Genomic DNA, 22,344 nt, shown 5'->3' with positions numbered 1-22,344 from the left:
ACAACGTCTTGACTGACTCACGCAGTTTTTGGGTTACAGGCGCCAGCAACGGATTAGGTCTGGCTTTGGTGGAACGCTTGCTCGAACAGGGCCATTGCGTTGCCGCCAGTGCTAAGGAAAGCGATGAACTGAACGCCTTGGCGGCACAGCATGGGCGGCGCTTCTTGCGCCTGCCCTGGCAGTTGCATGCCGATGGGCAAGCGGCAGATGCGTGCCAGCAGATATGCCATGCCTGGTGCTCGCTGGATGGCCTGATCCTCAACGCCGGTACCAGCGACTACCTGGATGCCCCACTGGCGGGCAGCGATGTGTTCGAGGCGATTGTCACCAGCAACCAGGTGGCGGGCGAACATAGCCTTGCCAATGCGCTGCCTTTGCTGTTGAAAGGCGAATCACCGCAGGTGATGGCCATTTTCAACCGGTATTCGGCGCTGCAGCTGTATGCACCAACCCAGGTGAGCGCTGGCTGGAACAACATGCCGCAATGGATGCGTGAACAGCGCAAGACGCTGAAAGGCCAAGGGATAGACGTTACGGTGGTCAGCCCCCAATCGCTGAAAACACCCGTGACGCCGGCGCAAGCCATACCGGAGGAATGGACGCCGCGGCGTGCGGCTGAAGAACTGCTGCGGCGGTGGCCACAGAGAGAGCCAGAGCTGGTGCTGGAAACACTTGATCTGAGCAGTCTATGGCCGCTGCCACGTAGCTAGACGGCTAACGTGCCAGCTACAGCGCCATGCGGTAATGCAGGCTGTAGCTCTCTACTCCATCGTTGGGCTCTTTGATACCCGCGTTGGAGTAGTGAATGGCCCGCACGCCGATCTCATGCCCGCCAGCAAAGCGCAAGCCAAAGCCGATGCGGTCTTCGAACTGGAATGCCGAGCCCAGCTCGTTGCTTTCCAGTTCGGTGCTGGAAAACGCTGCCACACCGATCCCGGCTTCGATGTAGGGCTTGACCGACGCCCCGGCAAACTCATAAACGAACACTGGCGCGAACGAAAGGCTGTGGTTGCTCGCCGTCTCGTCGCCATCCCAATAGGTGTAGGCCCCATCCCAATAGCCGGTCAGGCGGCCAACGCTGGTCTGCCACCAACTGGCATCCCAGTTTGATTGCAGTCCCAGCCGGTAGACCATTGTCGAGTCACCGGTCTGACCTACCGAAAAGGAAATATCGGCTGCCTGCGCCGACAGTGCTTGCCCCAGAGTAAAAGCGGCAGCCGCCGCTAAGCCGAGCAGTTTCTTCATGAGAAACATCCTTCTTCCTGATGCTGTTATTAATGCCTGCCTCATCTCAGGCAAAGCGGTAGAGCGCGACAGTGGAACGATAGTTCAGCTAATTTTCACGTTTTTTTCACAACGCAAAGCTTTGCACATCGCCAGACTTATGCCACAGCATCGGTAGGATATTTCTGAGGGTTTGCGGGTCGGCGCTGGTCCAGAAGCGGGTATCCCGGGCCGGCCCATCGGCCAGCAGGTCATTCGCGCCCAGCAGCCGCTGCAACTGGCGCGCCACCGCGGCGCCGGTGTCGATGATGGCCACATCGGCTGGCACCATGCCGGCCAGCAACGGGCGCAGGAAGGGGTAATGGGTGCAGCCCAGGATCAGCGTGTCGCAGCCAGCGGCCAGCAACGGCTGTACATAACCTTGCAACAACTGGCGCACTGCCGGGCTGGCCAGGTCGCCGGCCTCGATCAACTCGACCAGCCCCGGGCAAGGTTGGGTGATGACCTGTACGTCATTGGCAAAACGGTCGAGCAAGGCGGCGAACTTGGCGCTTTGCAGGGTACCGGTGGTGGCCAGCACACCGACCACGCCCGAGCGCGTGGCGGCGGCAGCGGGCTTCACCGCCGGCTCCATGCCCACCAGCGGCCAGGTCGGGTACAACTCGCGCAGGTCGGCCACCGCCGCCACCGTGGCGGTATTGCAGGCCAGTACCATGGCCTTGGCGCCCTGTTCATGGAAGAACGCAGCAATGCGCCGGAGACGCTCACGGATATAATCTGGCGACTTCTCGCCGTAGGGTATGTGGCCGCAATCGCCCACGTACAGCAGCGTCTCGTTGGGCAGCAGCCGCTGGATCTCGGCGAGCACCGACAAGCCGCCAACCCCGGAGTCCATTACGCCGATTGGCGCCGAACGCTCAGCCATCGCGCTTGCCGCAGACTGCACAGGCCGGGTCGCGCTTGACCCGCAATTCGCGGATGCGCGTGCCGAGAGCATCGATCAACAGCAAGCGGCCGACCAGCGGCTCGCCGAACCCGGCCAGTAGCTTCATCGCTTCCAGCGCCTGCAAGCTGCCTACCAGCCCCACCAGTGGGCCGATCACACCGGCTTCGCTGCACGTCAGCTCGGCTTCGCTGCCATGCCCGTACAGGCAGTGGTAGCAAGGGCTGTAGTCACGTCGCGGGTCGAACACCGACAACTGCCCTTCCAGGCGGATCGCCGCGCCGCTGACCAGTGGCTTGCCAGCCGCAACACACGCGGCGTTTACCGCCTCGCGGGTACCGAAGTTGTCGGAGCAATCCAGTACTAGGTCGACCGCCGCCACGGCGGCAGCGAGCGAGCCCTCGTCCAGTGCTTGGCGGTGGGCAACCAGGCTGATTTCCGGGTTGATCGCCTCCAGGCGCTGCAAGGCCGAGTCGACCTTGCTCATGCCGACACTGGCACTGTCGTGGATGACCTGGCGTTGCAGGTTGGTGAGGTCTACGGTGTCGAAGTCGGCCAGGTGCAGCTCACCCACCCCGGCGGCGGCCAGGTACAGGGCAACTGGCGAGCCAAGGCCACCGAGCCCGACGATCAGCGCCTTGCTCTGCTTGAGCCGCAACTGGCCATCGATGTCGATCTGGGCCAGCAGTACCTGCCGGCTGTAACGCAACAGTTCCTCATCACTCAGCATGGCAGGCGCCCCAGGGTAATGCGTTGATGGCCGCCCAGGTCCGTGCGGCTGGTAACCTCGATAAAACCGTGTTCCGCCAGCAAGGCGCGTACCGCTGCTGCCTGATCGTAGCCATGCTCCAGCAACAACCAGCCCCCCGGCAACAGGTGCGCAGGGGCCTGGGCGGCGATCACGCGCAGGTCGTCCAGGCCATCGACGCCAGCGACCAGCGCACTGCTGGGCTCGAAGCGCACGTCACCGGCCACCAGGTGCGGGTCTGCAGCTGCGATGTAGGGCGGGTTACTGACAATCAGGTCAAAACGCTCGCCGACCAGGCTGTCGAACCAGTGGCTTACCCGCACCTGGGCATTAGCCAGGCCCAGGCGCTGGCGGTTGCGCTCAGCCAGGGCAGCGGCTTCCTCTACCCGGTCAACCGCAGTCACCTGCCAGGCCGGGCGATCACTGGCCAAGGCCAGGGCAATCGCGCCCGTACCGGTGCCCAGGTCCAGCACCTTGGCTGGCGAGGCGGGTTGCAGTTCGAGGGCCGTCTCGACCAACAGCTCGGTGTCTGGCCGCGGGATCAGGGTATGCGGCGCCACTTCCAGGTCGATTGTCCAGAAGCCCTGCTGCCCGAGGATGTAAGCCACCGGCTCGCCACCACGGCGGCGCTGCAGGTAACCCGCGTAAGTCTCGGCATCTTCGCTGCTGACGATACGCTCGGGCCAGGTGTGCAGGTAACTGCGCGACTTGCCGATGGCAGCCGCCAGCAGCAATTCGGCATCCAGCCGTTCGGTGGGCGATTCGGGCAACTGCGCGTTGCGCAGCAGGCTGGCGATGATGGTCATCAGTCCCCCAGGGCGGCCAGTTGATCGGCCTGGTATTCGGCCAGTAGCGGTTCGATCACCGCCTCTACGCCACCACTGAGGATGTCGTCCAGCGAATACAGGGTCAGGTTGATGCGGTGGTCGGTCACCCGGCCCTGTGGATAATTGTACGTGCGGATGCGCTCGGAGCGGTCGCCAGAGCCCACCAGCAGCTTGCGTTCGCTGGCGATGGCATTCTGTGCTGCGCTGGTCTGCATGTCGTTGAGCTTGGCCGACAGCCAGGACATGGCGCGAGCCCGGTTCTTGTGCTGCGAACGCTCTTCCTGGCATTCGACCACGATGCCGGTAGGCAAGTGAGTGATGCGGATGGCCGAGTCGGTCTTGTTCACGTGCTGGCCACCGGCGCCGGAGGCACGGTAGGTGTCCACGCGCAGGTCGGCCGGGTTGATTTCGATGGCGGCCTGTTCGTCCGGCTCGGGCAGCACCGCCACCGTGCATGCGGAGGTGTGCACACGACCCTGGGATTCGGTCTCGGGTACACGCTGGACGCGGTGAGCGCCCGACTCGAACTTGAGCTTGCCGTAAACGTTTTCACCCTCGACACGGGCGATGATTTCCTTGTAGCCGCCGTGCTCGCCTTCGTTCTCGGACAGAATTTCCAGGCGCCAGCCGCGCTTTTCGGCGTAGCGCGAGTACATGCGGAACAAGTCGCCAGAGAAGATCGCCGCCTCGTCGCCACCGGTGCCGGCGCGGATTTCGAGGAACACGTTGCGACCATCGTTAGGGTCTTTGGGCAGCAGCATGCGTTGCAGCTGCGCCTCCAGCGTCAACAGTTGCTCCTTGGCTTCACGCACTTCTTCCACGGCCATTTCGCGCAGGTCCGGGTCACTGTCCTTGAGCAGCGCCTGGGCGCCTTCGAGGTCGTCCTGCACTTTGCGCCACTCTTTATAAGCAGCGTAGACCGGCTCGACCTCGGCGTACTCACGGGAATACGCGCGAAAGCGTGTCTGGTCGGAAATGACCTCGGCGTCACCGAGCAGGGCGGTGAGTTCTTCGAAGCGGTCCTGGAGGATTTCCAGTTTGTTCAGCAGCGACGCTTTCATTGCGGGGATTTGTCCGTGGAGCCCTCGTTGAGGGCAAAGAGTTCCTGGGCCATGGCCAGCGCATCGAGGCGGCCCTCGGCCGAGAGCTTTTTCAACTGCACGCTGGGCGCATGTAGGAGTTTGTTGGTCAGGCCCCGGGCCAGTTGGGCCAGCACGTCTTCGGGGTTGCCGCCGTTCGCCAGCAGGCGCAGGGCTTTTTGCAGTTCTTCGTCGCGCAGGCGCTCGCTTTGCTGGCGATAGGCCTTGAGCACATCCACCGCAGCCAGTTCACGCAGGCGCAGCATGAAGTCTTCGGCGCCCACCGACACCAGCTCTTCGGCGGCCTGGGCCGCGCCCTGGCGGCTCTTGAGGTTTTCCGCCACCACATCGTGCAGGTCATCGACAGTGTACAGGTAGACATCGTCCAGTTCGCCGACTTCAGGTTCGATGTCGCGCGGCACGGCGATGTCGACCATGAAGATCGGCTTGTGCCGGCGCTGCTTGAGCGCACTCTCGACCGCGCCTTTGCCCAGGATCGGCAACTGGCTGGCGGTGGAACTGATGACGATGTCGCTGTTGGCCAGCTCCTGGGGGATGTCGGCCAGCAGCACGGCATGCGCACCGAACTGCTCGGCCAGCGTGCTGGCGCGCTCCAGGGTGCGGTTGGCCACGACGATACGACGTACGCCCTGCTCGTGCAGGTGGCGGGCGACCAGGGTGATGGTTTCGCCGGCACCGATCAGCAAGGCCTGGCTGCGACCCAGGTCGGCGAAGATCTGTTTGGCCAGGCTGACCGCGGCAAACGCCACCGAAACCGGGTTTTCGCCGATTGCAGTGTCGGTACGCACCTGCTTGGCGGCGCTGAAGGTGGCCTGGAACAGGCGCCCGAGCAGCGGGCCGACGGTACCTGCTTCACGCGCCACGGCGTAGGCCGACTTCATCTGGCCGAGAATCTGCGGCTCACCGAGTACCAGCGAGTCAAGGCCCGAGGCCACGCGCATCATATGCCTCACGGCATCGTGCTCTTCGTGCACGTAGGCGCTGGCGCGCAGCTCGTCGAGGCTGAGGCGGTGATAGTCGGCCAGCCATTGCAACACGGCGTCGGCGGACAGGTGGTCCTGCTCTATATACAGCTCGCTGCGGTTGCAGGTCGACAGGATCGCCGCTTCGCGGCTGGATGTCAGTCGGCAGAGCTGCTGCAGGGCGTCTACCAGCTGCTCTGGGGTAAACGCCACGCGCTCGCGTACGTCTACCGAGGCAGTCTTATGGTTGATACCAAGTGCAAGAAAGGCCATGCAAGGTCGCTGGTTGTGACGGGAAGCCGATAATTGTCCTCTTTCGCAGGTTTTTGGACAACCACCGTTCGCTATTGCGCTGATAGCGCTGCGGCTATCGCCGCGTCCAGGCCAGCATCAGCGGTAATTTCACCCCTCCCCCGCTTTTGATCTGGCTTTTGATCTGGCTTTTGATCTTGATCTTGATCTTCGCGACTTCAGGAGGCCGAACGCAGGCCTTGCGGAGGGAGGTGACGGGCATGGATGCCCGTCAAGCGCTGGGCCCCAGGATGGGGCCTGCAGCGCGGTCCTCCCGGGAGCAAGGCCGGAGTGAGGGAACCCCGGAGCGCAGCGTAGGGGCCGGATGATGGGAGCGCAGCGTTTTTTGGTTACTTTTTGCCGCGTTTGGCAAAAAGTGACTCGCCGTAAGGGCGAAAAGGTGAGTATGCGTCGCCACCGCATACGGACTTATCGCTATATAAAAACCATCGCTTAAGCTTTTCGCTTTTCGCTTTTAGGCGTGGGCATCAACAACACAGTAAACATTCATTCTCGAAGGTGGCGCTCAGTCACCTTTCCGCCCTTACGGCGGGTCCCTTTTTGTCGTGGCAAAAAGGAACCAAAAACCGTCCGCTCCCATCATCCGGCCCCTACGCTGCGCTCCGGGGTTCCCTCGCTACGGGCTTGCTCCCGGGAGTACGCGCTGCAGGCCCCATCCATGGGGCCTCAGCGCTTGACGGGCATCCATGCCCGTCACCTCCCTCCGCAATCCCTCCGCTCGGCCTCCTGAAGTCGCAATCTACAGCGCCTGAACTATCGCGCGCTTAGAAGCAAAAGCTGAAGCAAGAGCAAGAGCAAGAGCAAGAGCAAGAGCAAGAGCACTGGATCGTGTTGGCAGGCTCTGCGGCGAACCACGCAGGCGCTGCGCGGTCTGCATAAGCGAAGCGCAGCTTCATACCTTCGCAGGTGGGTTTGCCACCGCGCTTGTGTCATCATGCTCCGACCGCCGGTGAGTCCTTCTAAAGCCTTCTATGAACAAACCATACGCATTGCTGCTTGCCTTCGCCCTGCTTCAGGGCTGCCAGAGCCTGGCCCCGCAAAAGGCCGAGCCTCCCGTCGCCGAGGCCGCAAAGAGCGAGGCCCAAAAGCCCGTGGTGTATGGCTCGTTCAAGCAGGACACACTCTATAGCCTGCTGGTCGCAGAGCTGGCCGGCCAGCGCAACCGCTTCGACATCGCCCTGGCCAACTACACCGACCAGGCTGCCAAAACCCAGGACCCTGCGGTTTCCGAACGTGCCTATCGCATCGCCGAGTACCTCGGCGCCGATGAGCCATCGCTGGAAAACGCCCTGGTCTGGGCCCGCAACGACCCGCAAAACCTCGACGCCCAACGCGCCGCCGCCATCCAGCTGGCCCGCGCCGGCCGCTATGACGACGCCATGGCCTATATGGAAAAGGTGCTGCAGGGCCAAGGCGACACCCACTTCGACTTCCTCGCCCTGTCTGCCGCCGAAACCGACCAGAGCACCCGCGATGGCCTGCTGCAAAGCTTCGAGCGCCTGCTGGTGAAATACCCGAACAACGGCCAGCTGGTGTTCGGCAAAGCGCTACTGCTGAATCAGGACGGCAAGGCCGAAGAGGCACTGGAGCTGCTTGAGTCGCACCCGGCGCAGAACGGCGAAATCGCCCCGATCCTGCTGCGCGCCCGATTGCTGCAGACTTTGGACCGTGGCCCGGAAGCCCTGCCACTGCTGCGCAGCGCTATCCGCGACAACCCGGATGACAAGCGCCTGCGCCTGACCTACGCCCGCACCCTGGTCGAGCAAGACCGCATCGCCGATGCCAAGGGCGAGTTCCTCAGCCTGGTCCAGCAGTACCCTGACGATGACGAACTTCGTTACTCCCTGGCGCTGGTGTGCCTGGAGAACAAAGACTGGGATGAAGCCGAAGGCTACCTGCAGGAACTGATTGAGCGTGACAGCAACGTCGACGCCGCGCACCTGAACCTGGGCCGCATCCGGGAAGAGCGCCACGACCCCGCAGGTGCCCTGCGCGAATACGCGCTGGTCGGCCCTGGCCCCGATTACCTGCCCGCGCAACTGCGCCAGGCCGATATCCTGATTGCCAACGGCCGAGGCACCGACGCTTCGCGCCTGCTCGCCGAAGCCCGCGAAGCCCAGCCGGACCTCGCCATCCAGCTGTACCTGATCGAGTCGGAGAGCTACAGCAACAACAACAAGGACGCCCAGGCCAACCAGGTGCTTCAACAAGCCATCCAACGGTACCCGGACGACCTCAACCTGCTGTACACCCGCGCCATGCTGGCCGAAAAACGCGACGACCTGGCACAGATGGAAAAAGACCTGCGCGCCATCATCACCCGCGAGCCAGAAAATGCCATGGCCCTGAACGCCCTGGGTTACACCCTGGCCGACCGCACTACCCGCTACAGCGAAGCCAAGGCGCTGATCGACAAGGCCCATCAGTTGACCCCGGACGACCCGGCAGTGCTCGACAGCCTGGGTTGGGTCAACTATCGCCTGGGCAACCTCGACGAGGCCGAAACCTACCTGCGTCAGGCCTTTGCCAACTTCCCAGACCATGAAGTGGCCGCCCATCTGGGCGAAGTGCTGTGGGCCAACGGCAAGCGCCGCGAAGCCCGCCAGGTGTGGGCCAAAGGCTTCGAAGCCCAGGCCGACAGCCCCATCCTGCGCAAGACCCTCCTGCGCCTGACCGGATCCGAGACCCTTTAACGCCATGTTCCTGCGCCATTGCATCACCTTCACCCTGATCGCCCTGCTGGCCGGTTGTGCCGGTTTCGGTAGCCGCGAGGCCCTGCAGGGCCACGGCAACCCACAACAGTGGCGCGCCCATAAAGAACAACTGAGCAGCCTCGATGGCTGGCAGATCAACGGCAAGGTCGGCATCCGCGCACCGCGCGACTCCGGCAGCGGCACGCTGTTCTGGCTGCAGCGCCAGGACTACTACGACATCCGCCTTGCCGGCCCGCTGGGCCGTGGTGCCGCACGCCTGACCGGCCGGCCGGGTGGCGTGGTACTGGAAGTAGCCAACCAGGGCCGTTACGAGGCCACGAGCCCCGAAGCTTTGCTGGAAGAGCAGCTTGGCTGGCAACTGCCGGTGTCCCACCTGGTCTGGTGGGTACGCGGCCTGCCCGCCCCCGACAGCAAGAGCAAGCTGACCCTGGACGGTGACAGCCGTCTGGCCAGCCTCGACCAGGACGGCTGGCAGGTGCAGTACCTGAGCTACACCGAGCAGAACGGCTACTGGCTGCCCGAGCGCCTGAAACTGCACGGCAAGGACCTGGACGTGACCCTGGTGGTCAAGGACTGGCAGCCACGCCAGCTGGGGCACTGATCACATGCAAACGCTCACCCTGCCCGCCCCGGCCAAGCTCAACCTGTGGCTGCACATCATCGGCCGCCGCCCAGATGGGTACCACGAACTGGAAACTGTGTTCCAGTTTCTCGACCATGGCGACGAACTGAGTTTCGCCCTGCGTGACGATGGCGTGATCCGCCTGCACACCGAGATTGAAGCTGTACCGCACGACAGCAACCTGATCGTGCGCGCCGCCCGCAAGTTGCAGGAGCAATCCAGCACCCCGCTCGGCGCCGACATCTGGCTGACCAAAGTGCTGCCCATGGGTGGCGGCATCGGTGGTGGCAGCTCGGATGCCGCCACCACCCTGCTTGCCCTGGCCCACCTTTGGCAGCTCGACTGGGACGAAGACCGACTGGCCGCACTGGGCCTGAGCCTGGGCGCCGACGTACCGGTATTCGTGCGCGGCCATGCGGCGTTCGCACAGGGCGTGGGCGAACAACTCACCCCGGTAGACCCGGAAGAACCCTGGTATGTCGTGCTGGTGCCGCAAGTGTCTGTCAGCACAGTAGAAATTTTTTCACATCCACAGTTGACACGTGATTCACTCCCCCTTAAGATGCGCCCCGTTCCCAAGGGAAACAGTCGAAATGACTGCCAACCGGTGGTAGAGCAGAATTACCCAGAAGTTCGCAATGCATTGAATTCACTGGGAAAATTCACTGAGGCTCGACTAACCGGCACTGGAAGTTGTGTGTTTGGGGCCTTCCCAAGCAAAGCCGAAGCTGATAAAGTTCTGGCCCTTCTTTCAGCGACCCAAACAGGGTTTGTGGCGAAAGGAAGCAATGTTTCGATGTTGCATCGCAAGCTGCAAAGTCTGGTCAAGAAGCCGAGCGCATAAGCGTTCGCAGCAACAGATACAGGGGCGTCGCCAAGCGGTAAGGCAGCAGGTTTTGATCCTGCCATGCGTTGGTTCGAATCCAGCCGCCCCTGCCATTTTCCTTATACTCATCCAGGTATACCCTCAGCCTTCAGGTACTGCGCGTGTCCAAGATGATGGTCTTTACGGGGAACGCTAACCCCGATCTGGCTCGGCGTGTCGTACGTCAGCTGCATATCCCTCTCGGTGACGTCTCTGTCGGTAAATTCTCCGACGGTGAGATCAGCACTGAGATCAATGAAAATGTTCGCGGTAAAGACGTTTTCATTATTCAGCCGACCTGTGCCCCGACCAACGATAACCTGATGGAACTGGTAGTGATGGCCGACGCCTTCCGCCGCTCCTCAGCATCCCGAATCACCGCCGTGATTCCTTACTTCGGATATGCCCGCCAGGACCGCCGTCCGCGTTCGGCACGTGTAGCCATCAGCGCCAAAGTCGTCGCTGACATGCTCACTGTCGTGGGTATCGACCGTGTTCTCACCGTCGACCTGCACGCTGACCAGATCCAAGGCTTCTTCGATATCCCGGTCGACAACATCTACGGCTCGCCCGTACTGGTTGACGACATCGAAGACCAGCGTTTCGAGAACCTGATGATTGTCTCCCCGGACATCGGTGGTGTCGTGCGTGCACGTGCAGTCGCCAAGTCCCTGGGTGTCGACCTGGGTATCATCGACAAACGCCGCGAAAAGGCTAACCACTCCGAGGTTATGCACATCATCGGCGACGTCGAAGGGCGCACCTGCATCCTGGTAGACGACATGGTCGACACCGCCGGCACCCTGTGCCACGCGGCCAAAGCCCTGAAAGAACACGGCGCTGCCAAGGTTTACGCCTACTGCACGCACCCTGTCCTGTCGGGCCGCGCGATCGAGAACATCGAGAAGTCGGTACTGGACGAGCTGGTGGTGACCAACACCGTTCCGCTGTCCGCCGCTGCTCAAGCCTGTGACCGTATCCGCCAGCTGGATATCGCACCGGTTGTCGCTGAAGCGGTACGCCGCATCAGCAACGAAGAATCGATCAGCGCGATGTTCCGCTAAGCGGAACACGTGTTGATGTGAAGCGCCCCGCCCCAACATGTGTTGGGGCGGGGCTTTTTTGCCATCCCCGTTGGCGCTGGTCGCAAACGCCCTCGGGGGGCTATTTTGGAGAAGCAAAATGACTGATTTCATCCTGAACGCCCAAGCGCGTACTGACCTGGGGAAAGGTGCGAGCCGCCGCCTGCGTCACTCGCTGAGCATCCCAGCCGTTGTCTACGGTGGCGATAAAGAAGCTCAATCCCTGACCATCCTGGCCAAGGAAATCACCAAGCTGTTCGAAAACGAAGCTGCCTTCAGCCACGTTATCGAGCTGAACGTTGACGGCGTTAAGCAAAACGTCATCATCAAGGCCATGCAGCGCCACCCAGCCAAGCAGTTCATCATGCACGCCGACTTCGTTCGCGTTGTTGCTGGCCAGAAACTGACCGCTGTTGTTCCAGTGCACTTCATCAACGAAGAAGCACCGGTCAAGAAAGGCGGCGAGATCTCCCACGTTGTTTCCGAGATCGAAGTTTCCTGCGAAGCCAAAGACCTGCCTGAGTTCATCGAAGTTGACCTGGCCAACGCCGAAGTCGGCACCATCATCCACCTGTCGGACCTGAAAGCTCCGAAAGGCGTAGAGTTCGTTGCTCTGGCCCACGGTGATGACAAAGCTGTTGCCAACGTTCACGCTCCACGCGTTGCTCCAGAAGCAGAAGGCGCTGCCGAGTAATCTACTCGCACGCCGGCGTTGATCGGGTTACAGTGCCGCGCGCCCTGTAACCCACCAACTCCAAGGAAGAGCCCCTGACGTGACCGCCATCCAGTTGATCGTCGGCCTGGGTAACCCCGGCCCCGAATACGAACAGACCCGGCATAACGCAGGGGCTCTTTTCGTTGAACGCATTGCCAGCGCACAGCGTGTTTCGCTGACCGCTGACAAGAAATATTTCGGCCTGACGGCTAAGTTCAGCCATCAGGGCAACGACGTTCGTTTGTTGATCCCCACCACCTACATGAACCGTAGCGGCCAGTCCGTGGCGGCCTTGGCCAATTTCTTCCGCATCAAGCCGGAAGCGATCCTGGTGGCGCACGACGAACTCGACCTGCCTCCGGGCGTTGCCAAGCTCAAGCGCGGCGGCGGCCATGGTGGGCATAACGGCCTGCGCGACATCATCGCGCAGCTCGGCAACCAGAACGACTTCCACCGCCTGCGGCTTGGCATCGGCCACCCGGGCGACGCCAAACTGGTCTCCAACTTCGTCCTGGGCCGCGCGCCACGCGCCGAGCAGGAGAAGCTCGACGCCAGCATCGATTTTGCCCTCGGCGTGCTGCCGGACGTGCTTGCCGGCGACTTCGCCAAGGCGATGCGCGAGCTGCACAGCCAGAAGGCCTGATTTCCTTTAGAGAGGGGAATACCCATGGGTTTCAATTGCGGCATCGTCGGCCTGCCCAACGTCGGCAAGTCCACCCTGTTCAACGCCCTGACCAAGTCTGGCATCGCGGCGGAGAACTTCCCTTTCTGCACCATCGAGCCAAACAGCGGCATCGTGCCGATGCCCGATGCGCGCCTGAATGCGCTGGCTGAAATCGTCAAGCCAAACCGCATCCTGCCCACCACCATGGAATTCGTCGACATCGCCGGCCTGGTGGCGGGTGCGTCGAAAGGCGAAGGCCTGGGCAACAAGTTCCTCGCCAACATCCGCGAGACCGACGCCATTGCCCACGTGGTGCGCTGCTTCGAAGACGAAAACGTGATCCACGTTTCCAACAGCGTCGACCCCAAGCGTGACATCGAGATCATCGACCTCGAACTGATCTTCGCCGACCTCGACAGCTGCGAGAAGCAACTGCAGAAGGTTGCCCGCAACGCCAAGGGCGGCGACAAGGAAGCCCTGGCGCAGAAGGCTATCCTGGAGCAACTGATCCCGCACTTCACCGAAGGCAAGCCAGCGCGCAGCCTGATGAAGAACATGAGCGCCGAAGACAAGGCGGTCATCCGCGGCTTCCACCTGTTGACCAGCAAGCCGGTGATGTACATCGCCAACGTGGCGGAAGACGGTTTCGACAACAACCCGCACCTGGACGTGGTCAAGGCCATTGCCGAGGAAGAAGGCGCGGTGGTGGTGCCGGTGTGCAACAAGATCGAAGCGGAAATCGCCGAGCTGGACGACGGTGAAGAGAAGGACATGTTCCTCGAGGCCCTGGGCCTGGAAGAGCCTGGCCTGAACCGTGTGATCCGCGCCGGTTACGAGCTGCTGAACCTGCAAACCTACTTCACTGCCGGCGTGCAGGAAGTACGTGCCTGGACCGTACGCGTAGGTGCCACCGCACCACAAGCCGCTGGCGTGATCCACACCGACTTCGAAAAAGGCTTCATCCGCGCTGAAGTGGTGGCCTATGACGACTTCATCCAGTTCAAGGGTGAGAGCGGTGCCAAGGAAGCCGGTAAATGGCGTTTGGAAGGCAAGGATTACATCGTCAAAGACGGCGACGTGATGCACTTCCGCTTCAACGTCTAAGCGGTAGCCTGCTGTAACCACAAACCCCTTGAGGCTTACGCTTCAAGGGGTTTTGTTTTGCCCGGCCCCCAGCACCAGGCTCAGGCCCTCGGTCATGTGCAGGCGGGCATTGAGGTGCTGGAGGCCCTGCCCGCCATCGACAGTACAGGAAGCGCTATAGTCGGCGTTGCCCGCGATGGGCTCATGGGTTCAAGGAGGACAGATGAAAGAACACCAGTACGAAGTGCAAGTGACCTGGACCGGCAACAAGGGTGACGGTACGTCCAGCTATACCGCCTATGCACGCGACTTCAACGTTGAGGCCCCCGGCAAGGCTGCCTTGGCCGGATCGGCAGACCCCGCCTTTCGCGGTGACCCACAACGCTGGAACCCGGAAGACATGCTGGTAGCATCGCTGTCGGCCTGCCACAAGCTCTGGTACCTGCACCTGTGTGCGGTGAATGGTGTAAATGTGCTGGAGTACGTCGACAAACCACTGGGGCGCATGGTGGAGGGCGATACACAGAGGAAGGGTCGCTTCACTCAAGTGCTACTGCGCCCGCAAGTGACCATCAGTGCGAACTCGGACCGGGAGATTGCCTTGCGTTTGCATGAGGATGCGCACCATGAGTGTTTTATTGCCAACTCGGTGAACTTCCCGGTTGAATGCGCAGCAGTGGTGACGACTGTATAGATGGATTGAGATTGAAGGGGCTGCTGCGCAGCCCCCCATCCCAACATCTAAGCTGTGATTGAGTCCCCTCCTCCCCCAGAGCCCGCACCATGCCCGAACCCACTCGCTTCGACTGGCAACGCTGGTTACCCGGCCTGGTCACCCTGCTCCACTACAAGCCAGCCTGGCTGGCCAAGGACATCGGCGCCGGCCTGGTGCTCACCACCATGCTGGTACCCGTGGGCATTGCCTACGCTGAAGCGTCCGGCGTCCCCGGCATCTATGGCCTGTATGCCACCATCATCCCCTTGCTGGCCTATGCCCTGTTCGGCCCCAGCCGCATCCTCGTGCTGGGCCCGGACTCGGCACTGGCCGCGCCGATCCTGGCGGTGGTGGTGCAGTACGCCGCCAGTGACCCGCAGCGGGCAATCGCCATCGCCAGCATGATGGCGCTGGTCGCCGGGGCGTTCTGTGTGATTGCCGGGCTGCTGCGCCTGGGCTTCATCACCGAGTTGCTGTCCAAGCCGATCCGCTATGGGTACATGAACGGTATCGCCCTCACGGTGTTGATCAGCCAACTGCCCAAGCTGTTCGGCCTCTCGGTGGACAGCCAAGGACCGCTACGAGATATCTGGAACCTGATTCAGGCCTTGCTTGCCGGCCAAGGGCATTGGCCAAGCTTCATGGTCGGTGGTGGCAGCCTGGTGCTGATCCTTTTGCTCAAGCCCCTCAAGCGGGTACCGGGCATCCTCATTGCCGTGGTGCTGGCCACGCTGGCGGTGAGCCTGCTGGGGCTCGACCAGCAAGGCGTGAAGGTGCTCGGCGAGTTGCCCCAAGGGCTGCCCGGTTTTGTCTTCCCCTGGGTCAGCGACATCGACCTGGTGGAGGTGCTGCTCGGTGGCATCGCGGTAGCGCTGGTGTCGTTCACCGACACCAGTGTGCTGTCGCGCTCCTATGCCGCCCGCCTGAAAATGCCGATCAACCCGAACCAGGAAATGTTCGGCCTGGGTATAGCCAACCTGGCTTCGGGGCTGTTCCAGGGTATTCCGATCAGCAGCAGTTCATCGCGCACGCCAGTGGCCGAAGCGGCAGGCTCGCAAACCCAACTCACCGGTATTATCGGCGCGCTGGCGGTAACCCTGTTGCTGCTGGTGGCGCCCAATCTGATGCAGCACCTGCCCAACAGTGCCTTGGCCGCCGTGGTGATTGCTGCCGCACTGGGCCTGTTCGAGTTCACCGACCTCAAACGTATATTCCACATGCAGCAGTGGGAGTTCTGGCTGTCGTTCACCTGCTTTGTCGGCGTAGCCGTATTTGGCGCTATTCCAGGTATCTGCATCGCCGTGGCCATCGCAGTGATAGAGTTTCTGTGGGACGGTTGGCGGCCGCACCATGCGGTACTGGGCCGGGTGGATGGTACGCGGGGCTACCATGATGTGCAGCGTTATCCACAGGCCCGACGCATTCCAGGGTTGGTGCTGCTGCGCTGGGACGCGCCGCTGTTCTTCGCCAACGCCGAGCAGTTCCAGAGCACAGTGATGGCGGCAGTGGACGCGTCGCCTACACCGGTGCAGCGGTTGATCATCGCGGCGGAGCCAGTGACCAGTATCGACATCACTTCGGCCGACATGCTGGCCGAGCTGGACCGGGCGCTGGAAGCACGGGGGGTGGAGTTGCAGTTTGCCGAGATGAAGGACCCGGTGAAGGACAAGATGCGGCGGTTCGGGTTGTTCCACCATATGGGGGAGAATGCCTTTCATCCAACGGTGGGCGCGGCGGTGGATGCCTATCTGGATGAGAGCGGAGTTGACTGGCAACCCTAGGCAGCCCGAACCCGGCGCCGATCAATCCAGATCAGCATGGCACTGGCATACACCGACACCGCCAGAAACAGTGCCATGCGCACCGCAAACGCCTTGTACACATCCTGCCCGCCAGCACTGTCCTGCACCGACTGCCCCAGCAGGATCAACAGGGTCGTCAGGCAGCTCACCCAGTACGCCGGGCTCTGCCGGTTCTGCACCACCTGATACAGCCGCCGCGCCTGCCAGAGCGCGAACAGCAGCACCCACAAAAAAAACATCCACAGGTGCACGAACAGGCTCAACGCGCCCCACATCAGTATCGCCAGCAACCCGGCGAGCAACGTTGAGCCAACCAGCTCACGGCTGGCGTGCCGCGCGCGGGTTTCGCCGGCCTGTTGCCCCACACTCACTGCCTTCATGATCAGCGGCATGTACTGGTCCGGGGCAATCAGCGCCAGCAGGAAGGCCGGCATCACAATCAACGTGGCGCGCAACGCTACCCAGCTGACATGCCCGCGCCCCAGCAGCGGCGGAACCGGCTGTGCCGGCGCATTGGCAGGTTCGGGAAACAGCACATGGGCCAAGGCCGTGCCCAGCACCGCAAGCAACATGCCTTTGGCCAGCGCTTCGACCACCGAGAGGGCCAAGGTGAAGTCGCTGGTACCCGCAGCAGCAATCATGGTCAGGCCGACTATCAGCAAGTTGGCCAGCAGGCCGTTGCCGCCCATCAAGGCATAGCGCAACGTGAGAAAAACGCCCACGCCCACCAGCAACACTCCGCTGACCGGGGCGTGACGCAACAGTGGAATCAGCAATAACCCGCTGCCACACGCGAGCAGCACCAGTACCGCCAAGGCGGGTGCCGCGCGCAACGGCAATGGCTGGCTACGCATGGCCAGCAACAGCACGGCGAACACCGGTGCCAGGATCGGCACGGGCAGGCCGATGCCGAAGCTGACCACCAGGCACAGCGCCACGCCCCAGGCCAGGCGCAGGGCCCGCAGGCGGCGCAATTCAATAGGCATACGACAGCCAGCTCATCAGCCACATGAACAACCTGCCCGGCAGGTTCAGCGGGTTGCCTTCGCCAGGCAAGGCCATGACCTCGGCCTGGCCACCAACCCGCAGCACGGTTTTGTCCTGAAGTTGGTCGCGCTCAAGCTCGACAATCACCGGGAAGCGCTGTGCCGAACGCAGCCACTCGCGGCTGTTCTGAACGGTCGGCAAAGTACCCGGCGGGGTGCCCTGGCCCACGCTCACGCCGTAGCCAATGCTGCGAACACGCCCCTTCAACACGGTACCGGGCAGCGCATCAAGCACCACCAGCACCGGGGTGTCGGGGCGCAGGCGGCCGAGGTTGTTCTCGGTCATGTCGGCACTTATCCACACGTCGTGGATACTGATCAGCGTCATCATCGGGCTGCCAGCCCCGACATAATGCCCAACGTCAGTGCGCAGGTCGGTGATCAGGCCATTCGCATCAGCGCGCACCACCGTGCGCGCCAGGTCAAGCCGTGCCTTTTCGACATTGGCCGCAGCACTGCGCAGCTGGGCGTTGTCCTCCTGCGCCCCGCCCTGCTGCTCACGGGCCCGCTCCACCTCCGCACGGGCCGCCGCCACCTGGCTGATGGCCTGGTCGCGGGTAGCCTGGGCGCCTTCCAGGCGACGTACCGATACTGTGCCGGGGTCCTCATCAATCAGGCGCTTGAGGCGCTCGGCGTCCTGCCGGGCCTTGCGTGCGTTGGCCTCGGCGGCCACGAGCGCGGCCTGGGCCGAGTCGATGCCGGCGGTACTGGCGCCGATCTGACGGCGCACGGTTTCGAGGTCGGCTTCGGCGCGGGCCAAGGCAATGCGGTACTGTTCCTGATCGAGCTCGAACAGCACATCGCCCTGGCGCACCTCCTGGTTGTTGCCGACTGCGACACGCTTGATCTGCCCGGCCACTTCGGCGGCCACCGGAACCACGTACGCCTGCAGGCGGGCCTGCTGGGTGTACGGCGTGAAGCGGTCGGCCAGCAAGTACCAGAGCAGGCTCACGGCTATCAGCAGCAGCACCCAGCGCATGCCGCGATCAGGGGCTGGCGGGGGGGGCGTAGGCGTGCTGTCGCTCATTGCTTTTCACCTTGTGCATGTGCGGTGGGGGCTGGCTCGTCGAGCAGCTCGCCCCAGTCGGTGCGGTGCTGCATGTGCTGGCGGGTGGCCGGGTCGATCGGTGCGCGGCGGGCATCCCAGCCACCGCCCAAGGCCTTGTACAAGGTCACAAGGCTACTGACTGCGTTGCCACGGCTGACCAGGTAACCGTCCTGTTGCTGCAACAGCAGTTGCTGGGCATCGAGCACGCGCTGGAAGTCGGCAAAGCCTTCGCGGTACTGCGAGCTGGCCAGGTTCAGCGAACGCTGCGCAGCCTGCGAGGCCTGGTCGCGAATGGTTGCGCTCTGCAGCGAGCGGACAAGCCCGCTGGCGGCATCGTCGGCTTCGCGGGCCGCTTCGCGCACGTTTTGCTGGTACAGCTCGATCAGTTGCTGCAAGCGGGCATCCTCTACGCGCACGGCATTCTTGCGCCGGCCATAGTCGAACGGGTTCCAGATCAGGCTAGGGCCAGCAGCCAGGTCGAAGGTGTCGGGCAGATGACTGGCGGATAAAAAGGTCCAGCCAATGCTGCCCAGCAGGCTCAGCTGTGGATAAAGATCGGCCTCGGCAACCCCAACCAGCGCCGACTGCGCCGCCACCGCCTGCTCGGCGGCGCGGATGTCCGGGCGGCGCTGCAAGAGGTTGGCCGGTACGTCCTGAAGCACCGCGCGGTCTGGCAATGGCAGCTGGCCATGGCCGGCCTCCAGCTGCGGCAGCGGCCCGGGCGGGCGGCCCAGCAGCGAGCACAGCACGTTGCGCAGCGCGTTGAGCTGGTTTTCGAACTCGGGGATGGTGGCCAGGGTCGCCAGGTATTGGGTGCGCGCCTGCTGCCAGTCGAGCTCGTCATTTTCGCCGTGGCGGAACAACCGGTCGGTGATCTCCAGACTACGCGCCTGGCGCTCGGCGTTCTCGCGCGCGATATCCAGCCGTGCCTCGGCGGTACGCAGGGCGAAGTAGGTGTCGGCCACTTGTGCACGCAACAGCAGCATGGCATCGGCGTAATTGGCCTGGGAAACGAAGTAGGCCGCATCTGCGCTTTCGATGGCGCGGCTGAAGCGCCCCCAGAAGTCAATTTCCCAACCGATGTCGAAGCCCACGCTGGATTGCCAGAACACCGAGTCACGCGCTGCTGCAGCGCCGGACTGGTCTTGTTTCAGGTACAGGCTCTGCGCGCTCAACTGTTGCAACTGTGGATAACGCCCGGTCTGCACGATGGCCAGCTGGGCACGGGCTTCGGCGATGCGCAGGCCCGCCACGCGAAGGTTGGTGTTGTTGGCATCGGCCTCGGCAATCAGCGCGTCCAGCATTGGGTCGGCGAACACCGTCCACCAGCGGCGCAGGTCGGGCGCCACAGCGTTGCGTCCTGCCTGCTCCAGCAAAGGCGTGCTCCAGCCGGCCAGCCAAGGGGCCTGGGGCTTTTCGAAATCCGGGCCAACCTGGGTGCAGCCGGCCAGCACTAGCAGCAGCCCCAGACCATAGCCGTACTTGGGCATGGCAACCCCTGGCTCAGGCAGCAGGTGGTGCCGGTTGCTCCGGCACCTGCAGTGCAACCCATTGCCAGAACAACACGTAGGTGACGCCAAGGATCACCGGGCCGATGAACAAGCCGATGATCCCTTTGACCACCATGCCGCCCAGCGCCCCGATCAGCACCACCGGCATCGGCACGTCCACCCCTCGCCCCAGCAGCAGCGGCTTGAGCACGTTGTCGGCCAGCCCGGCAACGAAGGTGTAGATGGCAAACACGATGGTCGCGGCGGTAAAGCCTTCGACGTTGAACACATAGATGATCACCGGCAACGTGACAAGGGTAGCGGGCGCCTGGGCAATCCCCAGCATGAGGATGACGATGGCCAGCATGCCGGCCCCTGGCACCCCTTTGACCACGAAGCCGACGCCGATCAGCAACATCTGGATGAACGCAATGCCGATCACACCCTGGGCCACCGCACGAATGGTCGCGGTGCATAACTTGGCCAATGGCTTGCCCCGCTCCTCACCCGATACCCGCATGGCGATACGCTGTGCCGCGATTTCACCACGGTCACCAAAGGCCATGATCACCCCGGAGATGATGATCGCACCAATGAACAGCAAAAAGGCCCCCCCGGCACTGGCCGCAGCACCCAGCACCGTGCGCCCGGCGCCCTTGAGCTGGGGCATCCACTGGTTCAGCACACTGGCCATGTTTTCGGAGGCCGCCAACCAAAGGGCATGCACCTTCGGCCCGATCAGTGGCCAGGCCGCCACGGCGTCAGGCGGGGTCGGCACGCTCCAGGCTCCGCTTTTGAGCAACGTCACCAGGCTGTCCACCGATTCGCCGATGGACATCACCACCAGGTAGATCGGCACCAGCAGCACCACCAGTACCAACACCACCACCAGCGTCGCCGCATACCCCTGCTTGAGGCCGGTACGGCGCTGGAGGCGACAATGCAACGGGTACAGGGTGACCGCCAGGATAACCGCCCACAGCATCAGCTCCAGAAATGGCTGGAACACCTGAAAGGCAAAGATCACCAAGGCAGCCACCAGGCCGGCTTTGATCAGCACATCGAGCAAACCCCGCGACAGGGCGCTGTCCAGCTTGATACCCGGTTGCATGCTTCACCTCCGAACATTCAGTTCGTCATGTGCCACGGTTCAGTCACTCGTTTCCGGGGTTGCCTGTACGGGGCTGGCGTCTCGTAACTGCCGCGCCAAGGCCATCATCACCAGCGGTACCACCGCCATCGACAAGGTAATGGCCAGCACCAGCACGTCATGCACCTGCCGAGTCAGCACCTGATGCTCCAGCGCCAGCTTGAACACCACGAAGGCAAACTCGCCACCCGAGGCCAGCACCACACCCAGGCACAACGCCTGGGCCTTGTTGAGCCCGCCAACCGTACGCCCGAGGCCATACAGCAAGGGCAGCTTGATGGCGACCAGCAACACGGTCAGGCCTAACACCATCAGTGGCATGCCAAACAGCAGGCGCAGGTCGGCACTCATGCCCACGCCAACGAAGAACAGCCCCAGCAGCAGGCCTTTGAGCGGCTCGATCTGGGTTTCCAGTTCGTGGCGAAATGGCGACTCGGCCATCAGCACGCCGGCCAGAAATGCACCCAGTGCCATCGACACGCCCACGTGCTCCATCAGCCAGGCGGTGCCCAGCACCACCAGCAAGGCCGTGGCCGTCGACAGCTCGGGCAAGCCCGAACCCACCGTCCACTTGAATACCGGGGTCAACAGATAGCGACCAAAGACAATCAGCACGCCTATGCCGACAGCCACTGCCAGCAGTGGCCAGGCCCCTTCGTCGGCGGTGCTGACATCGCCCCCGAGCAGCGGCACCACGGCAATCAAGGGGATGGCGGCAATGTCCTGAAACAGCAGGATGGCCACCGCCAGGCGACCGTGCGGCTTGCCCAGGTCCTTGCGCTCGGCCAGTACCTGCAAGCCAAAGGCGGTGGACGACAGCGCCAGGCCCAGGCCTAGCACGATGGCAGCGGGTTTCGATTGGTCGAACAGCCAGTACGCCAGCAGCCCAAGCAGCACCGCAGTCAGCCCCACCTGCAAGCTGCCGACGCCAAACAGCGCCCGGCGCATGGTCCACAGACGCCGGGGTGAGAGTTCAAGGCCAATCACGAACAGCAGCATGACCACGCCCATTTCCGACAGCCGCGCCACGTTGTCCGGGTTGTCGAGCAGGCCGAACACCGAAGGACCAATCAGGATACCCGCCAGCAGGTAACCCGGTACCGCCCCCATTTTCAGGCGCTGTGCCAGTGGTACCAGAAGCACCACGGCCAACAGGAACACCACCGTCGCCTGCAACAGGCTGCCGTCATGTGGCATGAGCTCGTACCTTCGCAGCTCCCCGCAGGGAGGGG

Annotated in this window: 22 protein-coding genes and 1 tRNA gene; 11 read left to right on the top strand and 12 right to left on the bottom strand. The window is 62.9% G+C overall.

What is annotated here, in order from left to right; all coding sequences use genetic code 11:
• Positions 1-8: 8 nt before the first annotated feature.
• Positions 9-710: an SDR family oxidoreductase gene (locus tag PM2_RS00310; RefSeq protein ID WP_028699497.1), complete on the top strand. Its 702-nt coding sequence runs from the start codon at positions 9-11 to the stop codon at positions 708-710.
• A gap of 16 nt (positions 711-726) precedes the next feature.
• Here PM2_RS00310 and PM2_RS00305 read toward each other — a convergent pair whose 3' ends face one another.
• The 7 genes from PM2_RS00305 to PM2_RS31105 form a co-directional block, all read right to left on the bottom strand.
• Complete coding sequence (locus tag PM2_RS00305; protein WP_033724065.1) at positions 727-1,245, bottom strand: acyloxyacyl hydrolase; 519 nt, start codon at positions 1,243-1,245, stop codon at positions 727-729.
• Positions 1,246-1,351: 106 nt separating this feature from the next.
• Entirely contained in the window at positions 1,352-2,149 is a 798-nt protein-coding gene (gene murI, locus PM2_RS00300) for a glutamate racemase (protein ID WP_016713304.1), read from the bottom strand.
• Positions 2,142-2,897, bottom strand: a complete 756-nt coding sequence (locus tag PM2_RS00295) for a molybdopterin-synthase adenylyltransferase MoeB (protein ID WP_028699496.1) — start codon at positions 2,895-2,897, stop codon at positions 2,142-2,144. Before PM2_RS00295 ends, murI begins: the two co-directional genes overlap by 8 nt.
• A complete protein-coding gene (prmC, locus tag PM2_RS00290; protein ID WP_028699495.1) occupies positions 2,891-3,721 on the bottom strand; it encodes a peptide chain release factor N(5)-glutamine methyltransferase in 831 nt (276 codons plus the stop codon). The genes PM2_RS00295 and prmC overlap by 7 nt, the downstream gene beginning before the upstream one ends.
• Complete coding sequence (gene prfA, locus PM2_RS00285; protein WP_016713307.1) at positions 3,721-4,803, bottom strand: peptide chain release factor 1; 1,083 nt, start codon at positions 4,801-4,803, stop codon at positions 3,721-3,723. The genes prmC and prfA overlap by 1 nt, the downstream gene beginning before the upstream one ends.
• A complete protein-coding gene (gene hemA, locus PM2_RS00280; RefSeq protein ID WP_028699494.1) occupies positions 4,800-6,077 on the bottom strand; it encodes a glutamyl-tRNA reductase in 1,278 nt (425 codons plus the stop codon). The genes prfA and hemA overlap by 4 nt, the downstream gene beginning before the upstream one ends.
• Positions 6,078-6,171: 94 nt before the next feature.
• On the bottom strand, positions 6,172-6,318 hold the full coding sequence (locus PM2_RS31105; protein ID WP_016713309.1) for a hypothetical protein: 147 nt from the start codon (positions 6,316-6,318) through the stop codon (positions 6,172-6,174).
• Between the two features lie 769 nt (positions 6,319-7,087).
• On the opposite strand from PM2_RS31105, the gene PM2_RS00275 reads away from it, so the two are divergent.
• The 10 genes from PM2_RS00275 to PM2_RS00230 all read left to right on the top strand — a co-directional run bounded on the left by PM2_RS00275 (position 7,088) and on the right by PM2_RS00230 (position 16,357).
• Positions 7,088-8,809, top strand: coding sequence for a tetratricopeptide repeat protein (locus tag PM2_RS00275; RefSeq protein WP_016713310.1), 1,722 nt, complete (start codon positions 7,088-7,090; stop codon positions 8,807-8,809).
• A 4-nt stretch (positions 8,810-8,813) separates the two neighbouring features.
• Positions 8,814-9,431 (top strand): lipoprotein insertase outer membrane protein LolB, encoded by a 618-nt coding sequence (lolB, locus tag PM2_RS00270; protein ID WP_016713311.1) that lies wholly within the window; start codon positions 8,814-8,816, stop codon positions 9,429-9,431.
• 4 nt (positions 9,432-9,435) lie between these two features.
• Positions 9,436-10,296: a 4-(cytidine 5'-diphospho)-2-C-methyl-D-erythritol kinase gene (gene ispE / locus PM2_RS00265; protein ID WP_016713312.1), complete on the top strand. Its 861-nt coding sequence runs from the start codon at positions 9,436-9,438 to the stop codon at positions 10,294-10,296.
• A 20-nt stretch (positions 10,297-10,316) separates the two neighbouring features.
• Positions 10,317-10,391, top strand: a tRNA-Gln gene (locus PM2_RS00260).
• A 48-nt stretch (positions 10,392-10,439) separates the two neighbouring features.
• Entirely contained in the window at positions 10,440-11,381 is a 942-nt protein-coding gene (locus PM2_RS00255) for a ribose-phosphate pyrophosphokinase (RefSeq protein WP_003247410.1), read from the top strand.
• Between the two features lie 118 nt (positions 11,382-11,499).
• Positions 11,500-12,093 carry a 50S ribosomal protein L25/general stress protein Ctc gene (locus tag PM2_RS00250; protein ID WP_016713313.1) on the top strand — a complete coding sequence of 198 codons (594 nt, stop codon included), beginning with the start codon at positions 11,500-11,502 and terminating at the stop codon, positions 12,091-12,093.
• Positions 12,094-12,172: 79 nt separating this feature from the next.
• Positions 12,173-12,757, top strand: coding sequence for an aminoacyl-tRNA hydrolase (gene pth, locus PM2_RS00245; protein WP_012270476.1), 585 nt, complete (start codon positions 12,173-12,175; stop codon positions 12,755-12,757).
• A 24-nt stretch (positions 12,758-12,781) separates the two neighbouring features.
• Complete coding sequence (ychF, locus tag PM2_RS00240; protein WP_016713314.1) at positions 12,782-13,882, top strand: redox-regulated ATPase YchF; 1,101 nt, start codon at positions 12,782-12,784, stop codon at positions 13,880-13,882.
• A 202-nt stretch (positions 13,883-14,084) separates the two neighbouring features.
• Positions 14,085-14,555, top strand: a complete 471-nt coding sequence (locus PM2_RS00235) for an OsmC family protein (RefSeq protein ID WP_016713315.1) — start codon at positions 14,085-14,087, stop codon at positions 14,553-14,555.
• An 89-nt stretch (positions 14,556-14,644) separates the two neighbouring features.
• Positions 14,645-16,357, top strand: a complete 1,713-nt coding sequence (locus tag PM2_RS00230) for a SulP family inorganic anion transporter (RefSeq protein ID WP_016713316.1) — start codon at positions 14,645-14,647, stop codon at positions 16,355-16,357.
• Here PM2_RS00230 and PM2_RS00225 read toward each other — a convergent pair.
• From PM2_RS00225 to PM2_RS00205, 5 genes are read right to left on the bottom strand one after another with little or no spacing between them, the layout of a single operon-like run.
• Positions 16,354-17,364: a DUF2955 domain-containing protein gene (locus tag PM2_RS00225; RefSeq protein WP_016713317.1), complete on the bottom strand. Its 1,011-nt coding sequence runs from the start codon at positions 17,362-17,364 to the stop codon at positions 16,354-16,356. The two genes, PM2_RS00230 and PM2_RS00225, sit on opposite strands and share 4 nt — an antisense overlap.
• Positions 17,354-18,451, bottom strand: a complete 1,098-nt coding sequence (locus PM2_RS00220; RefSeq protein WP_016713318.1) for an HlyD family secretion protein — start codon at positions 18,449-18,451, stop codon at positions 17,354-17,356. The genes PM2_RS00225 and PM2_RS00220 overlap by 11 nt, the downstream gene beginning before the upstream one ends.
• A complete protein-coding gene (locus PM2_RS00215) occupies positions 18,448-19,962 on the bottom strand; it encodes an efflux transporter outer membrane subunit (RefSeq protein ID WP_028699493.1) in 1,515 nt (504 codons plus the stop codon). The genes PM2_RS00220 and PM2_RS00215 overlap by 4 nt, the downstream gene beginning before the upstream one ends.
• Before the next feature lie 13 nt (positions 19,963-19,975).
• Entirely contained in the window at positions 19,976-21,073 is a 1,098-nt protein-coding gene (locus PM2_RS00210) for an AI-2E family transporter (RefSeq protein WP_016713320.1), read from the bottom strand.
• Positions 21,074-21,112: 39 nt separating this feature from the next.
• Positions 21,113-22,309 carry a monovalent cation:proton antiporter-2 (CPA2) family protein gene (locus tag PM2_RS00205; RefSeq protein WP_019098864.1) on the bottom strand — a complete coding sequence of 399 codons (1,197 nt, stop codon included), beginning with the start codon at positions 22,307-22,309 and terminating at the stop codon, positions 21,113-21,115.
• Positions 22,310-22,344 lie beyond the last annotated feature (35 nt).

It is taken from the genome of Pseudomonas monteilii NBRC 103158 = DSM 14164 (assembly GCF_000730605.1).
GTDB lineage: Bacteria > Pseudomonadota > Gammaproteobacteria > Pseudomonadales > Pseudomonadaceae > Aquipseudomonas > Aquipseudomonas monteilii.
Note: the sequence above shows the minus strand (reverse complement) of the source record. Positions and strands in the feature narration are given on the sequence as shown.